This is a genomic window from Winogradskyella algicola, assembly GCF_005869935.1.
GTDB lineage: Bacteria > Bacteroidota > Bacteroidia > Flavobacteriales > Flavobacteriaceae > Winogradskyella > Winogradskyella algicola.
Genome location: NZ_SZQF01000007.1, coordinates 39,736 through 57,099 on the forward strand (window position 1 = coordinate 39,736; position 17,364 = coordinate 57,099).

Consider the following 17,364-nt stretch of genomic DNA (forward strand, 5'->3'; position numbering starts at 1 on the left):
AGATATTACGTGCTGCAAAAATAGTTTAAATTTGCAATCTATTTGACGTGTTATATGGACAATAATTTCAAAATGGTAGCCAAAACCTTATTTGGCTTTGAAGATATATTAGCTAAAGAACTTACGCAGCTTGGAGCAATGCAAGTAGAAAAGGGTGTGCGAAACGTGAGCTTTGTTGGCGATAAAGGCTTTATGTACAAAGCAAACATGGGCTTGCGTACCGCGATAAAAATTTTAAAACCTATAAAATCTTTTAGAGTTGCCAGAGAGGAAGACCTATATAACAACGTAAAAAATATTAAGTGGGAAGATTACTTAAAGTCTGACGGTTCTTTGGCTGTTGATGCTACGGTACATCACAGTGTTTTTACACATTCTAAGTATACTGCTTTAAAAACCAAAGATGCCATTGTAGACCGTTTTAGAGAACAAGATGGAAACAGACCTAATATAGATTTGCGATTTCCAGATTTAAAAATCAATGTGCATATAGACCGTCAACGCTGTACCATTTCATTAGATACTTCTGGCGAATCCTTACATAGACGCGGCTATAAAACAGCGACTAATATTGCTCCAATAAACGAAGTCTTGGCGGCAGGATTAATTATGATGAGTGGTTGGGATGGTCAGACTGATTTTATGGATCCTATGTGTGGTAGCGGTACTATTTTAGCCGAAGCAGCTATGATTGCATGTAACATTCCGCCAAACTTAATGCGAAAGGAATTTGCTTTTGAACGTTGGCAAGATTGGGATGTGGATTTATTTGAAAAGATTGAAGAATCTTTACTGAAAAAAACCAGAGATTTTCATCATAAAATTATAGGTTATGATAAGTCTCCTTCTGCTGTAAAAAAAGCTAAGGAAAACATTAAGAATGCGCATTTAGATGAATTTATTCATATACAGCATGAGGATTTCTTTAAAACTCAAAAAGCAGGTTCATCTAAATTACATATGGTTTTTAATCCTCCGTATGGCGAGCGTTTAGAAAATCTTAATGTAGAAGAGTTTTATGGTAATATTGGCACAACACTAAAACATGGTTACCCAAATACTGATGCATGGCTGGTAACCTCTAATCTCGAAGCTTTAAAGTACATTGGTTTGCGACCATCTCGAAAAATAAAAGTATTTAACGCAAAATTAGAATCGCGCTTAGTTAAATACGAAATGTACGAAGGCAGCCGAAAAGCCAAAAAACAAAACGATTAAAGCTCTTTTTGTTCATCAGGATTACGGCCTACTTGTGTTTTTGGGTAGGTATCAAATAAATCTTTAACCAAACCATTAATGTAGGGTATCAATTTTTTGTCTGGTTTGTTGAGTTCGCACAATACTGAGGCATGCCATAATACCTTGTTGGTTTCAAAATCGGCAACATACACAATGAGTGTTTCCTCTTCGTAGGTTTCCTCATGTATGGTGCAACTTTCCCAATATTCTAAATGTTTAGAATGCTCACAGTTTTCAAACGCTACAGTCTCTTCACTGATGATAATTCTAAAACCAGCTTGCAATTGTGGATTAAGAACATTGGTTTTATGCGCTTTGTTTTCCATTTCTAAAGCAACAGCATCACCAATGGTTTGTCTTACCAAATCGTTATCTAGTTGCGGATAGTTAAGATGCTCAACAGTAAAATCCTCAATACAGAGTACGTAGGTATCATATTGGTTAAAATCTACCTCTAAGTTGTAGTCGTATACCACTTCACTTGTTGCAGCACAATTAAAAAGCAGTAGTAACAAAAATCCCGAAATCATTGAATAAACTCTCATAACGCAGTAATTTAGAATGTTCTTAAAGTTCTAAATTCTACTTCACAATTACTATGACATTTGTCAAGTTTAAGAGTATGTTACGGTTTTCTAATAATCCAGATGTCTTGTGGTACCCAAGATTTTGTGTCTGAGGTCAACTGTATGTGTTCTAAAACAGTTGTTGCTTTAAATAAATCTTTTACAAATGCCTCTGGGTGAAAAGCGGCATAAGTTCTGTGACCTTCTTTAATACTGCCTCTAACCACTAAATTACCTTGGTTGTAATCTGAAAGCTCAGCCTCAGTTAGTTTTACTTTAAAATTATCTCCATGCATGGTTAATAGCATAATACCATTTGGTTTTAAGACACGAAGTAATTCTTTAAACCAGTTGTAATGCATTTGCTCTGAGAGGTGTGTAAAAATTGAAATACCATAGATAACATCCATTGAATTGTCTTTGTATGGTAGTTTGGCTTCCAGTTCATTTTTATTAAACTGGATGTTTGGTAAGTTTTTAGAGCACCAATCTATAGAGTTTTTATTGTAGTCTGTTGCAAAGAATTGGCAGCCATTATTTATTACTTCTGGCATATGCCTGATAATTCTGCCTGGTCCACAGCCCCAATCTAGAACATTTTTATTCTTTAATTCTATGTGTTTTTTTAAGTATTCCGATAGGGTTTTAGCCATGTTTCGTCCACCATTGTAGTATTTATCATAATTCATTTGGAATGACTCATACATTAGGTAATCTGGCGGAAGTACAACGTCTGGATGTACTTTTTTAAACTGAGCGTTAGCTTTTCTATTTTTGAATTTTTGAATGCGAAATCTAATAAGATCAGCAACGTAAATAAGATTGAGTTGCCTTAATAGGTTAGATAGTTTCGCTTTATTCATTTTTTGCTGCTAAAAATTTGAAGGCAAATATAGTGTATTGAAAAATTACCGAAGTGCTTCTAATTGCAAATTATAATCGTACTGTAAATCTTCATGAAGTACACTGATTTTTTTCTCTAAAGCCAGAATTTGTCTTTGGTATAGATTACTCAGTGTTCTGTTTCTATGTATAGATGGTCTCAGTTCGTTTAGTTGCTCGCAAAAGTAGAGTAGGAGCTCAACTTCAGTAGATTTTTTGTTAGAATATCTGCTGTAAACTCTAATCTGACGCAAAATCTTCCGGATAGTTTTTTTCATGTAGAAGTAACTATCTGTATTTATACCATCAAATAATTCATCTAACGAAGATTTCACGCTTGTAATGTAGCCATCTTCGTCATGTGCTTCGAATAATAAATAGGTGAGTAGTGCTTTATTCTCTTTTTTAAACTTACCAAGACGAAGACAAAGCTCTAATAAATCTTCCTTTGGCAAATGTTGAAGTTCTTTTTTTATGGTAACGATAGATGCTATCTTCATTTAGAGATAATCTTTTAAAGTAAATTTAATAGTGTTTTCTAATGGTGCGTTTCACTCTAAATAATCGATAAACACCTATAGTTAGAATAAAAGCAGAGGCTATGATAAGAATAATACCATAAGATTTTAAATCTGAAAAGAACTCTAGTTTCAAAATAGTGACTCCTGTACCGAGAATGACCAAAAATGTTCTAAAGTAAGCTAAAAAAGTACGTTCGTTAGCAAGCTTGGTACGTTCTATGGCAAGCCAATCGCGAGTTGTTAATGGTTTGCTTTCGTCTTTATTAATTTCGGGCATTTAATCTTTTCCTCTTAATAAATTAATACTTACAGTTGCCAATTCACTATCAGGAAATTTAGCAAAGTGCATGTCGTCTGGTGCTAAACCAGCTTTTTCTGCGATGTTTCTAAACACATCAACTTCTACAATGTATTGATCACTGTAACCATGAGTGGCATCATAAGCTGTAGCTGCAGTTTTACCAATATTTTTAGCTGTTAGAGAAGGGTCAATAGTGTGTAGTTCTATAATTAAGAGACCAAATTTATCTACATAAGGCTTCCATTTACTTAAATGTTCTAATAGTGAGGCTTCTACATCATTATTATTTAATCGATTACCAGCACTAGCATATGCGCCTGTTGATGTGCTAATAAAATCATAGTTGCTGTTTGGTGCTTCCCAAATACGATTGTGGTCTAAGAAGGTTCTAACATTGAGTAAATCTTTGAGATCTATATTATAATCTTCTTTTAAATCTGAAGCTAAAAGATCTGGTCTGCCAATGTCTCCCCAAATCACCTTAGCCCAAATATCTGCTGCAATGAGGTTGGCTCTGGTAACCTTTAAAGCGGCTTTGTTAAAATCTGCTCCAACCAAAAATAATGGATGGTCATCTAATAGTTTACCACGAAGGGTTTGTTGCTCAATAATATTAAAAATATGCTCTATAAATGCACCATTACCACAACCCATATCTAAAATGCCTTTTGGCTGGTGGTCAATAGGTCTGTTAAATAAATCGATGATCACCTTATCTATAACTTTGAAGTACGTGGCATGAGCACCACCACTTCCCCAAACATTCATTTCGCGATGTACGTGTTTTTCAGTATCATTTGGCGAGTCTGTTTTAAGTACTAATGGATTACCAAAAATAAGTTCGTCTAGTTGTAAAAATGTTGGTAAATACGATACGGTTACACCATAAGCGCTGGCACGTTTTGCAAAAAAGAGGCCTTTGTCTGTAAATTGATACGTATCTCGTTTCTTTTTAAACCATCCTAAATGCGAAAAGAAATCGAGGATTTTTTTAAAGCTTTCAGGATCTTTATGGTATTCTTCAGCTGTAAAAGAGGCTTCCATAAAATACTTGTGAAACAACCCATTAACGCCTAGCAAAACAATAATAGGTCCTGCAATTGTGCCTTCAATATGTTTGTAGATTTGGTATTCTATTGAAGTCTCATCCGAAATGTTTAGACCAAAGTTGTTTTCAAACTTTTTAAAAATGCGTTCTAATGCAATAAACGCATCTGTACTTATCATTTTTTCAGTTGCAAATCTATCAGAATAGCGTAATAGGTTTACAGCATCTTCATAAAGATACACTAATTGAAATGCTGCTTCAGACTTTTCATTGGTAGTGTATGTTATTGTATTGTCTTTATTATTAAGGTCTTGATTAAGCCAGCCTTGAGAGCACAAAACTCTAAGCGCTACATTAAGGTAGCCTTCATTAGCGTCAAAAATGTCAGAAAGTGATTTTAAAGTAATAGATTCTTTTTCTAAGATATAGCCTAGAATTTGCTTTTTGTGCAAAGCAAATGCTGAAGTTGCTGTGGCTATACCATCTAAATGACGAAAAATTATACCTCTTAGTTGAGATTTATCTGACTTTGTTAGCATGAAGACTTTTATTAGTATTTAAATATAAAAAAACCATCATAAAAATGATGGTTTTAGATCTGTATTTTAAAATACATTGAGATTACTATTCATTTAAAATTGATCGTATTGTTCTAGGCCTTACGGTTTCTAAATCTTTGGTTTCGTATGGTATCATTTTTAAAATATACTCAAAGGCTCTAATTCTAGCATTTGTTTTTCTGTTGGCTTTAATAACCTTCCAAGGTGCATATTCTTGTGTTTTTTTAAACATAAGTTCTTTGTATTTAGTATAGTCATCCCATAAGGCTAAAGCACGTCTGTCTACATCGCTGTATTTCCATTTTTTTGTTGGAGTATTAATAATATCATTGAAACGACGCTCCTGTTCAGCTTTTGTAATAGAGAAATAAAGTTTTAGTAAGTAAATACCAGAGTCTTGTATCATTTTTTCAAATTCATTAACCTGCGACATAAATACCTCGTATTGCTTTTTTGTGCAGAAACCATTTACAGGCTCTACAACAGCTCTGTTATACCAACTTCTATCAAAGAATACGATTTCTCCGTTGTTTGGTAAACGATTTATATAACGTTGAAAATACCACTGACCAACTTCTGTTTCGTTTGGTTTTGGTAAGGCAACAACGCGTATGGCTCTTGGTGGTAAATGTTGAATGATGCGTCTAATAGCACCCCCTTTTCCGGCAGCATCTCTACCTTCAAACAAAATCACAACTTTTTTGTTATTGGCTACAACCCATTGTTGAAGAATGAGCATTTCTTCCTGAAGTTTTTCTAGACGTTTTTCGTATTTAACATTTCTTACCGTTTTGTTGATATCTAAGTGGCTTTGTCTTAGTAAAGCACCTAAGCCTTTCTTAGTATTGATAATACTTAATTCTTTATCGGATAAATTTCTTAATGGACTCATTATTGATCTAATTGAATTGAGTTTCTAAAATAACGTTGTACAATGTTTGGGTCTGGTAGTATAGACTTGTAATTGTTTCCTTTGTTGTCGTAATCAAATAAGCTAAGCACATATTTAATGCTCTCTATTCGCGCTCGTTTTTTATCATTTGATTTAATAATCACCCAAGGAGCAAATGCATTGTGAGTTCTCGAAAACATTTGGTTTTTATATGTGGTAAATTCATCCCACAGCTCTTGGCCTTTTTCATCAACAGGACTAAATTTCCATTTTTTTAATGGATTGTTCAGTCGGCTTTCAAAACGTCTTTGTTGTTCTTCTTTAGATACTGAAAACCAAAATTTTATGATGTGTGTGCCAGATTCGTAAAGCATATGCTCAAATTCTGGTACCTGAATCATAAATCGATTATATTGTATTTTGTCACAAAATCCCATTACAGGTTCTACCACAGCTCTGTTGTACCAACTTCTATCAAAAAACACAATTTCACCTGCATTTGGCAGTTCTTTAATGTAACGATTAAAATACCATTGTGTTTTTTCGACTTCCGTAGGTTTATTTAATGCGACAATACGCATTGCTCTGGGATTTAAATGTTCTTTAAAACGTTTTATGGTTCCGCCTTTGCCTGAGGCATCACGTCCTTCGAAAATTATAGCGATTCTTTTATTTTCTTTTTGAACCCATCTTTGAAAATCTACAAGTTCGGCCTGCAGTAGAAGTAGCTCTTTTTCATATTCATATTTCTCTAAAGCAGTTTGAAACAATGGGTCTTCTGCTTTATGTTTTTCTAAATACGAAATTATGTCTGAGTGTTTTCTAAAAGTTGTTAGTGTATCTTGTGTTAGCATGCATTAAATTTGATATGGTGAATATCAAATTTAAACCTTAGTAAGTAGAAATTTTATGATAAATATCATTAGGTTGAGAGTAAAATAAAAGCCTTTCATTTATTGAAAGGCTTTGTGAAGTTTAAATGTAAGTTAATCTATCTTAACTTAGGAAAATCATTAGGGTTTGTCTCATGCATTACGTCATAAACAGCTTCAAAAATATCTTCTATTGATGGTTTAGAGAAATAATCTCCATCCGTACCATATGCTGGTCTATGCGGTTTAGCAGCTAACGTTTTTGGCTGGCTATCTAAATATTGATAAGCGTTTTGTTCATTTAAGATTTGATCTAAAATATAGGCCGAAGCACCACCTTTTACATCTTCGTCAATAACCATAACACGATTAGTTTTTGCAATACTCTTAACGATGTCATGATTTAAATCAAAAGGCAATAAAGATTGTACATCTATGATTTCGACATCAATACCAACCTCTAGTAATTCTTTTGCAGCTTGTTCCACAAGGCGAAGTGTAGATCCGTAAGATACAAGTGTAATATCTTCTCCTTCCTTAATAGTTTCAACAACTCCAATAGGTGTTTTAAACTTACCGATATTATTTGGCATTTTTTCTTTTAAGCGGTAACCATTAAGACATTCTACGATAAGCGCAGGTTCGTCACTTTCAAGAAGCGTGTTGTAAAAACCAGCAGCTTTAGTCATGTTACGAGGTACTAAAACATGAATACCTCTAATTAGGTTAAGGATTCCACCCATTTGAGAACCAGAGTGCCAGATACCTTCTAGTCTATGACCACGGGTTCTTACGATTAATGGTGCTTTTTGGCGGCCTTTGGTTCTGTATTGTACAGTAGCCAAATCATCACTCATTATTTGCAGAGCGTAAAGTATGTAGTCTAAATACTGAATCTCAGCAATTGGTCTTAGACCTCTCATAGCCATACCGATACCTTGACCTAAAATTGTAGCTTCCCGTATACCAGTATCAGAAACTCTAAGCTCACCGAACTTTTCCTGTAAACCTTCTAAGCCTTGATTAACATCGCCAATATGCCCTGCATCTTCACCAAATACTAAAGCTTCAGGATAATTGTTGAAAATGGCTTCAAAATTATCTCTTAATATTACGCGTCCATCAACTTCTGTGGCATCAGCATTGTAAGTAGGTAATACTTCCGATTGATACTCGGCTTTTGACTCAGACTCACTATATAAATGAGAACTATATTTAGGTTGAATCTTTTCGATATAATTATCTATCCAATCTTGGAGTGCAATTTTCTCATTTGATGTTTCTGAAATAACGTAACGTAATGCTTTACGCGCTGTTGACAAAATATCTTTACGAATAGGCTCGTCAATAGCATTTAAATCATTCTTTAACTTTGATATAAAGACACCGTTTGAACTCGATTTTTCTAAAGATTCTAATAATGAAACAACCTCAGTTTTTTCAGCTTTCATTGGATTTATAAAAGCAGACCAAGCAGCTTTTTTACCATCTCTCACAGCTTTTTTTATCTCCTTCTCTAATGTAGACAGTTCTTCATCTGTAGCAATATTATTGTCAATCATCCATTGACGCATCTGGGCATTACAATCGTACTCAGCCTCCCATGCTAAACGTTCTTTGTTTTTGTAACGCTCATGAGAACCTGATGTTGAGTGACCTTGTGGCTGGGTAAGTGCTTGTACATGAATCATAACAGGTACGTGCTCTTTTCTTGCAACTTTTGCAGCACGTTGGTAGGTGTCTATTAATTCAGCATAATTCCACCCATTTACTCTAAAGATTTCATACCCATTAGTATCTTTATCTCGTTGAAAGCCTTTTAGTATTTCAGAAATATTTTCTTTTGTTGTTTGATGTCTTGCATGAACAGAAATACCGTATTCATCATCCCAAATACTAATAACCATTGGTACTTGCAGTACACCTGCAGCATTGATGGTTTCAAAAAACAAACCTTCACTTGTACTTGCATTGCCTATGGTTCCCCAAGCAATTTCATTTCCTTCTTTAGAAAAGTTAGTTGTGTCTATACCTTCGACATTCCTATAAATTTTAGAAGCCTGTGCTAAACCTAATAATCTTGGCATTTGACCAGCAGTAGGAGAGATGTCTGCACTAGAATTCTTTTGTTCTGTTAGATTCTTCCAATTCCCATTTTCATCTAAACTATGTGTGGCAAAATGTCCTCCCATCTGACGACCAGCAGACATTGGCTCCTCGCTCAAATCTGTATTTGCATATAAACCTGCAAAGAATTGCTCTATGGTTAATTCTCCAATAGCCATCATAAACGTTTGGTCTCTGTAATAACCGGATCTAAAGTCACCATTTTCAAACGCTTTTGCCCATGCAATTTGTGGTACTTCTTTACCATCACCAAAAATCCCAAACTTAGCCTTACCAGTTAAAACTTCTCTACGACCTAATAAACTACATTCTCTACTCGTTACCGCAAGTTTGTAATCATTGATTACTTCTGTTTTAAAATCTTCGAAAGTTATTTCCGTTTTTGTGTTGGGATTTGTTTTCATATTGGCAGAATATTAAGTCTTACAAATGTACTAAACATAGACCTTTTGTGCAATAGCTGGAAGATGGATAATTTTAAATAATTCTCAATAGAATTGTGTTTTTGTTAGGTTTTATTTAAAAAAAAACAAAAAATTAACATTTTAGTAAGAATATGCTAATACCATTTACGTCTAAAAAGACCTAAAAGCACTTGAGGATCTACAGTAATTATAAACCGAATGCGTTCTCCATAATTTGGTTCTGCAATTTCCCAGCCTAGGTTAGAATATACAGGAAAATAGAGTTCAAAAAAATCTTCAACAAGGTTAAGCCTAACACCAGAATCGTAGACAAAGTGAGCGCTATCAAATTTATTTTTAACCAAACCAATATCACCATAGGCCTGTATATATCTCCAAATTGAGGTACTAAAGTTGGCAGTAGTCATCCATTGATTTGCAAAAGGCGTTTCTAACATAGATTTAAAACCACCTTCTGTAATAATTAATTGTTGGCTAAATAAGCCAGCAGCTTCAGAACGACCTAGATAGTTTAAATCGAATAAGTAATCGGTTGGTCTGTCTAAGGCAAAACTAAAATAGTTAGAATTTGGATCGGTATCGTTATTTAAGAATACACCAGCAAACAGTCTCAGATTGATATTTCTGTTACTCTTGGTTAATTTTCTAAACTCATAACTTGCTGAGAGTTTACTAAAATTACTTGCAAGTTGTAAATCTGTGCTGAAACTTGAGAAGTTGATTCGCCCAGGATTAAAGTGTGTGTATCTAAGGTTGAAAACACCGTAATCTGGTTCGTCAATCTCTACGATGGCATTCTCACCGACGTCTCGTGTTATACTAACATATCTTGCAGTTATATTATCTATCTGATCTGCTCTAAAATCTTTATCATTTCTAAACCTAAGTGTAAGAGAGGGTCTTATTGTAGTAAAGAAAGCATCTTCAGCAAAAGATTGATAACCAGCAGAAATTCCATAAGTGATGTCAAATAAGTTCTTGTTTTCTATGTTGTGAGTATAAAAAATAGAAGTAGAGCCTGTTAGTGATTTAGATTTTGTGGCATATTGGGGCGAAAATCTATAATTAAGACGTTTTCTTAATATGGTTTTGTTATAAACCTTGGTCCCAAGTGTTAAACCGTCATAAATGTTGTTGAATTCTACTAAGGGCATAAAGAACACTTGGTTGTAGTACGGATCCTCAATGTCTTTAAATAGCCTAAATTGTAGAGGTTTGTTGCTAAAAAATGAACCGTTAACCGTTTTGTAATTATCACGTTGATTAAACTCAGGTATTATATTATTATAATCCAACACAAATTTCTCTGTATCATCTTTAGGAAGACTTATGGTTTTTGTGCCTTTAATATTTTCTACCCATTGCTTACCAATAATAGAATCATTATTAATGCTAAATAATGAAATTGGCATACTATTATTACGCTTGTTTTTTACAGTAACTTTTATAGAGTCTTCTGTAGTTTCAACACGTTTAATTTTAAAATCGATTTTTTTACGTGTGCCAACGTAATCGGTAAAAAACCAATCAATATCTTTTGATGTTTTATTATTTAAATAATCTTCAAAATCAGCAATACTTATATCTTGTTTGAGTTTATTCTGTTTTAAAAACTCTGTAATTGTTTTAGATAAATCAATGTCGTCTGTAAACTTATCTAAATAGTTGAGCCCAACACCAGCTTTATACTTCCCAGCTATATTGGCATTAAACTTAATCAATGAATCTTTTGAAGTAGTCAATGGCTGATCTCTGTTCTTTCTCGCAATTTCCATTGAATATAAAAAATACTGAAAATTGAAGTCTACATCTGCGGCATGAAAAGCTCTAATCCCCCAAATATTAGCTAAAGTTCCAAGTAGTTTCGTATCTGGGTAATATTCTTCTACATACTTTAGCATAAAGTAAATTTGAAGACCTTCAGACAACCAATGTTCTTTTCTTGGGTTTAATAATAAAATATTCGCTAAGTATTTTTTTAAGGCAACTTTTAGTAATTTTAATTCATATTGGAATTGGTCTGGAAATGGTCTTAAAAAATCTGGTAATTGATTGAGTCCATACAAAGGATCTTTATTGTAGTCTATAGTGGTTATCAAAAGTTTTTTGTGAGGATACTTGCCTAAGTTCTCAGTTAGAAAACGCGAAATCTTATCAGTTAAAATTGCTTTTTCTGGGCCAGGTAAGCCTTTTTCGTTTATGTTAGATACTACTATTAAATCGTCGGTTTGAACGGATTTAAAAAATGGAAACTTCTGAAGTGCTAAATATGTATCTGTTCGCTCTTTGCCAAAATAAGTAGTGGTTTGTCTTTTTCTTTTTATATCTAGATCAGAAGTCAATATATCTAACTCAGAATTCGATCTATAATTCAAAGGATGCTCAATGGTAATTTTAATATCTGATTTAGGTACAAATAAATCGTCTAGGTTTTTGTTACTGTAATAATGCCATTTTCCATCAAACACCGCAGGTGTTATATACCAGTATTTAAGCTCAAAATCTCGATTTTTTGTAAAACCATAATCTGTAAATGTGGCATCTGGTAATACCAAAATATAGCTGAGGTTTATGTTGTAAGATTCTCCAGGCAAAACAGTTTTGCTTAAATCAACCTTTAAAACATCTGGATGCGCATCCAAATATTCAAAGTCAAGATCTGTTTTATCTGTATTATCTGTAATGCCTGTAATTAATGTAAAACCACGTTGTTCACTTTTGGCAAGGTGGAACTTAGTACTAAACTCTTCTTCAAATCTTTTAGCTAAGGGTGTAGATTTAGAAGAGTAACTATTATTCCAGTCGTGTAAAAATATTTTGTTAAGACTATCATTTGTTTCATTTTTATAAATGATAGTTTGGGATATAGTAATGGTCTTTGTTTCTACATCTACGTTTGCATTGATGTCCATAAAATTTTGGCCATACGCAAATACGTAGAAGAGCATAAATATAAACGATATGAGAAGTCTTTTAATCAATGCGAAACAACAAATTTTAAGGCTTTAAAGTTTGGTTTAGAGAACTTAAGGAAGTAAACACCTTCACTAAGGTTAACAATATTAAATGTTTGATTTTTATTGGAGTTAGTCTGAAGAATTTCAACTAATTGGCCTAAATTATTGTAAACATATAGAGGTTTGTTAAATAGTTGAGGTTGGCTGATGTAAACACTTAATTTACAATCAACTAATGTGTTACTAAGAACTATTTCTTGAGGTTTTAGTGAGTGATCGTTGGTTGAGAGTGTAACATCAGCTTCTAGCGACAAAGTCACAGGCAAATGATCACTGAAATTATGTAATGAATCTCTAATTTCTTGCGAAAATTCGGAGTTAACACCGCCACAGTTTGAAGAATTAATAGCGCTGTTATAACAGGAAGTTAGTCCATTATTACCGTATACCTGATAAGAATTGGGTACATAGATAATATCAGCAGTACTGATCATGTTTTCAGAGGTTAAAATAAAATCAAAACGATCATCAAAACCACCAGTTGTACCACCTAATCCAGTCTGTGTTCTTGTTGATTGGGTAAAGACATCCACATAGCTAGAATTGTTATGCCAACTTCCAATTCGGTTTGGTGGATCTACAAACGTAATATTGTCACCAGGATCTATAAGCTCTTGAAAAGCAGGCTCTGAAGATGTATATAAATTAAGGTCACCACCCAAAAGAATGTTAGAGTCTGATGGTAATGTTTCTAAGTATGCATCTAATTCAGTTACCATCTCAAAGCGTCTTTGAGCGTTTGTTGTACCGCTCGAAGCCTTTAGGTGGCAAATAATAATATAAACGTCAATTGGATTAATATCTTGGTCAACAGTATCTAAACGTACTCTATAGACATTAAAGTCTCTCAAGTCTGTAGGAACAATAATTTCTTCTTCAATACTAAACTTTGAACTATTGTAATACAATAAATTCTGAAGGTCGTTTTGATTTCCAAAATTGTCATCAGAAGTATTGGAAACATAAGTTGCCATCTCAAAATTTGGATTTATTGCCGATCTTGTAAGGCTAAGAACGTTATTGGCACCTGTAATGTTATTAAGTTCGCAAACTAAAAACAAGTCTGGTTGGTAATGTTCTAAAATAATAAACAAGTCTTGTTCGCGTCCTTGCACAGCATCTTCCAAGGGATAATTCAGTAAGTTGTAGAACATAACCTTGAAAGTTTCTTGTGCAGAAATATTAATAATGCTTAGTAATCCGAAGATTAAGAAACCTATTTTTTTCTTTTTCATAGACTATAAAAATAGGAAAAATTAGAAGTTTGGACTTAATCCGTATTCTTTATAGAATTTATTTAAGATATCTATAACATTATCAGCTGAGTCTACTAAGTGAATTAAGTCTAAATCTTTAGGGCTTATATTTCCTGCTTCTAGTAAAGTGGTCTTAACCCAATCAAACAATCCTCCCCAAAATTCTTTTCCGACCAAAATGATAGGAAACGTTTCAATTTTGTGAGTTTGTATAAGTGTGATTGCCTCAAAAAGTTCGTCTAGAGTGCCAAAACCTCCTGGCATTACAACAAACCCTTGAGAATATTTTACAAACATTACCTTACGCACAAAGAAATAGTCAAAGTCTAGACTCTTATCATTGTCTATATAAGGATTATCGTGCTGCTCAAAAGGTAAATCTATATTTAATCCAACAGAAGTTCCGCCTGCAATATGAGCACCTTTATTACCTGCTTCCATAATACCTGGTCCACCACCAGTAATAACACCGTAGCCATGTTCGACAATTTTTTGAGCCACATCCACAGCTAGTTGATAATATTTATGGTCTGGTTTTGTACGTGCAGATCCAAATATAGAGACACAAGGTCCAATTTTACTAAGCTTTTCGTAACCATTTACAAACTCTCCCATGATTTTGAAAATTGCCCATGAGTCATTGGTTTTTATTTCATTCCAGCCTTTATGCTTGCTTTCTTTTCTCATATTTATGTAGATGTCTTTTTATTAGTTTATTGAGGCACAATATAGTGTTATTTCAATTCCTTCTTCAAAAATTTTGCTGTGTAGCTGTTTTTGTCTTTTATAATTTGCTCTGGGGTGCCTTTTGCTACAACTTGTCCGCCGCCTTTTCCTCCTTCGTATCCAATATCGATGATGTAATCTACAGTTTTAATGACATCGAGGTTATGTTCAATAATTAAAACAGTATTTCCTTTATCTACCAGTTTATTCAGAACTTTCATTAACACTCTAATATCTTCAAAATGAAGTCCTGTTGTGGGCTCATCTAAGATGTAAAATGTATTACCAGTATCGCGCTTACTCAACTCGGTCGCCAATTTAATACGCTGGGCTTCGCCACCAGATAAGGTTGTACTTTGTTGTCCTAAGGTAATGTATCCTAAACCTACATCCTTAATGGTTTTTAGTTTTCGATATATTTTTGGAATGTGTTCAAAGAAATCTACAGCTTCGTCTATAGTCATATCTAAAACATCACTAATAGATTTACCTTTGTATCTAATTTCTAATGTTTCACGGTTGAAACGCTTGCCTTGACATGTTTCGCACTCTACATATACGTCTGGTAGAAAATTCATTTCTATAACACGCAATCCTCCGCCTTGGCATGTTTCGCAACGACCACCAGCTACGTTAAAACTAAAACGCCCTGGTTTATAACCACGAATCATAGCTTCTGGTATTTGCGAGAATAGCTTACGTATTTCATCAAACGTTTTAGTGTATGTTGCAGGATTACTTCTTGGTGTTCTTCCAATTGGCGATTGGTTAATGTCTATTACCTTATCGATGTGCTCTAAACCTTTAATGCTTTTGTATGGCATCGGTTTTTTAACTCCATTGAAGAAATGAGCATTTAGAATAGGGTAGAGGGTTTCGTTAATTAAAGTAGATTTACCACTACCGGAAACACCAGTAACTCCAATCATTTTTCCTAATGGAAATTCTACATTAACGTTTTTTAGGTTGTTACCTGTACAGCCTTTCAGAACAATTTTGTTGCCATTACCTTTGCGACGTTCTTTTGGGATTTCAATTTCTTTTTTTCCACTTAAATAGTCGGCAGTTAAGGTGTTATGAGATAATAACTCTTTTGGAGTTCCTTCACTAATAATCTCACCACCATGTTTACCAGCAAAAGGACCAATATCAATGACATGGTCAGCACGTTCTATCATGTCCTTATCGTGTTCAACCACAATTACGGAGTTACCTACATCACGAAGGGATTCTAAAGAGTTAATTAGTTTTTCGTTATCCCGTTGGTGCAATCCGATACTAGGTTCATCTAGGATATATAGGACGCCTACAAGTTGAGAACCAATTTGTGTTGCCAATCGAATACGTTGCGCTTCTCCACCAGAAAGTGATTTAGAGCTACGGTTGAGAGTTAAATACGTTAAGCCTACATCTAGTAAAAACTGCGTACGTGCTTTTATTTCTTTGATGATTTCTTCAGAAATTTTACGTTGTGTTTTAGAAAGTCTGTTTTCTAAGCCTTTTAACCATTTGGCTAATTCTACAACGTCCATTTTAACCAGGTCAGAAATACTTTTGCCATCAACCTTAAAATAGAGAGATTCTTTCCGTAAACGAGACCCTTCGCAAACGTCACACTCTACTTTATCCATATATTCTTTAGCCCAACGCACTAAGGATGTAGAATCTGATTTGTATTGATTTTCTATAAAATTAGCAACACCTTCAAAATCTATATTGTAATCTCTGGTCACCCCAAGCAGTTTACTTTCTACAGCAAATTTGTCCTTACCACCATAGAGAATCATGTGTTTGGCATCGTTGGGAATGTCTTTCCAAGGGTCGTTTAAAGTAAAGTCGAAACGTTGTGCTATGGTATGGAATTGCTTAAAAATCCAGCTTTTTTTCTCAGGGCCATGAGGTGCTAAGGCACCGTTTCTTATAGATAAGTTTTCATCTGGCACTAATTTTTTTTCATTAACTACATAAAGTTCTCCAATACCATTACAATTAGGACAAGCCCCTTTAGGTGAATTAAAAGAGAAGTTATTAGGCTCTGGGTTAGGATATGAAATTCCAGAAGATGGACACATTAAATTTCGGCTAAAATAACGTGGTTGATTGGTGTCTTGATCTATGACCATGAGTACATCGTCTCCATGATACATGGCTGTATTGATGGACTCCATAAGACGTTTTTCGTTGTCCTGCGTATCATCGATCTTTAAACGATCTATAACGATTTCTATATCGTGGGTTTTATAGCGATCTAGTTTCATGCCTTTTTCAAGGTCTACAATCTCACCATCGGTACGTACCTTAACAAACCCTTGCTTAGCAATTTGCTCAAACAATTCGCGATAGTGGCCTTTACGAGAACGAATAACAGGCGATAAGATATTGATACGCTTGCCACTGTAAGATTCCAGAATGAGGTCTTTAATCTGCTCGTCACTATAACTTACCATCTTTTCACCAGTTTCATAACTGTAGGCATCTGCGGCTCTGGCAAATAGTAGGCGCAAAAAGTCGTATATTTCTGTAATGGTGCCGACTGTAGAGCGCGGCGATTTGCTTGTTGTTTTTTGCTCTATGGCAATTACTGGTGACAGGCCATCGATCTTATCAACATCTGGACGTTCTAAATTACCTAGAAATTGACGTGCGTAAGCCGAAAAGGTTTCGATGTAACGACGTTGCCCTTCAGCATAAATAGTATCGAATGCTAAGGAAGATTTTCCACTACCCGAAAGCCCTGTAATTACCACCAATTTTTCTCTTGGTATGCTAATATCAATGTTTTTTAGGTTGTGGACACGTGCACCTTTTACTTCAATAGACTCGTCGAAATGGCTCATAGATGGTTATCGCTTCTTCTTTATTTCTAGCAAAGTTGCAAAGGTACAATTTTTAGATGTTAATTTAGTGTGAAGGTTTTGTCCTTAAGCTGTTA

At 34.3% G+C, this 17,364-nt stretch carries 13 protein-coding genes; 1 reads left to right on the plus strand and 12 read right to left on the minus strand.

Translation table 11 applies throughout. From position 1 onward, the window contains the following. Positions 1-54: 54 nt before the first annotated feature. On the plus strand, positions 55-1,218 hold the full coding sequence (locus FC091_RS11400; protein ID WP_138434411.1) for a THUMP domain-containing class I SAM-dependent RNA methyltransferase: 1,164 nt from the start codon (positions 55-57) through the stop codon (positions 1,216-1,218). Here the strand turns inward: FC091_RS11400 and FC091_RS11405 are convergent. From FC091_RS11405 to uvrA, 12 genes are all read right to left on the minus strand, one after another. After that, the gene (locus FC091_RS11405) at positions 1,215-1,784 is read right to left on the minus strand and encodes a DUF4136 domain-containing protein (protein ID WP_138434412.1); all 570 of its coding nucleotides are present in this window, start codon (positions 1,782-1,784) and stop codon (positions 1,215-1,217) included. The two genes, FC091_RS11400 and FC091_RS11405, sit on opposite strands and share 4 nt — an antisense overlap. Before the next feature lie 80 nt (positions 1,785-1,864). Next, entirely contained in the window at positions 1,865-2,668 is an 804-nt protein-coding gene (locus tag FC091_RS11410) for a class I SAM-dependent methyltransferase (protein ID WP_138434413.1), read from the minus strand. Positions 2,669-2,713: 45 nt separating this feature from the next. Beyond that, positions 2,714-3,187: a hypothetical protein gene (locus tag FC091_RS11415; RefSeq protein ID WP_076614934.1), complete on the minus strand. Its 474-nt coding sequence runs from the start codon at positions 3,185-3,187 to the stop codon at positions 2,714-2,716. Between the two features lie 25 nt (positions 3,188-3,212). Further along, on the minus strand, positions 3,213-3,485 hold the full coding sequence (locus tag FC091_RS11420; RefSeq protein WP_138434414.1) for a DUF202 domain-containing protein: 273 nt from the start codon (positions 3,483-3,485) through the stop codon (positions 3,213-3,215). After that, the gene (locus FC091_RS11425; protein WP_138434415.1) at positions 3,486-5,096 is read right to left on the minus strand and encodes a class I SAM-dependent methyltransferase; all 1,611 of its coding nucleotides are present in this window, start codon (positions 5,094-5,096) and stop codon (positions 3,486-3,488) included. 85 nt (positions 5,097-5,181) lie between these two features. Further along, positions 5,182-6,009 (minus strand): polyphosphate kinase 2, encoded by an 828-nt coding sequence (ppk2, locus tag FC091_RS11430; protein ID WP_138434416.1) that lies wholly within the window; start codon positions 6,007-6,009, stop codon positions 5,182-5,184. Beyond that, positions 6,009-6,863, minus strand: a complete 855-nt coding sequence (gene ppk2, locus FC091_RS11435; protein WP_138434417.1) for a polyphosphate kinase 2 — start codon at positions 6,861-6,863, stop codon at positions 6,009-6,011. The genes ppk2 (FC091_RS11430) and ppk2 (FC091_RS11435) overlap by 1 nt, the downstream gene beginning before the upstream one ends. A 137-nt stretch (positions 6,864-7,000) precedes the next feature. Then, the gene (locus tag FC091_RS11440; protein ID WP_138434418.1) at positions 7,001-9,412 is read right to left on the minus strand and encodes an alpha-ketoacid dehydrogenase subunit alpha/beta; all 2,412 of its coding nucleotides are present in this window, start codon (positions 9,410-9,412) and stop codon (positions 7,001-7,003) included. 155 nt (positions 9,413-9,567) lie between these two features. Continuing rightward, positions 9,568-12,345, minus strand: a complete 2,778-nt coding sequence (locus FC091_RS11445) for a gluzincin family metallopeptidase (protein ID WP_246035889.1) — start codon at positions 12,343-12,345, stop codon at positions 9,568-9,570. Positions 12,346-12,410: 65 nt separating this feature from the next. After that, positions 12,411-13,685 (minus strand): T9SS type A sorting domain-containing protein, encoded by a 1,275-nt coding sequence (locus FC091_RS11450; protein WP_138434420.1) that lies wholly within the window; start codon positions 13,683-13,685, stop codon positions 12,411-12,413. A gap of 21 nt (positions 13,686-13,706) precedes the next feature. Next, positions 13,707-14,393 (minus strand): LOG family protein, encoded by a 687-nt coding sequence (locus FC091_RS11455; RefSeq protein WP_138434421.1) that lies wholly within the window; start codon positions 14,391-14,393, stop codon positions 13,707-13,709. Positions 14,394-14,440: 47 nt separating this feature from the next. Then, a complete protein-coding gene (uvrA, locus tag FC091_RS11460; protein WP_138434422.1) occupies positions 14,441-17,269 on the minus strand; it encodes an excinuclease ABC subunit UvrA in 2,829 nt (942 codons plus the stop codon). Between the last annotated feature and the right edge of the window lie 95 nt (positions 17,270-17,364).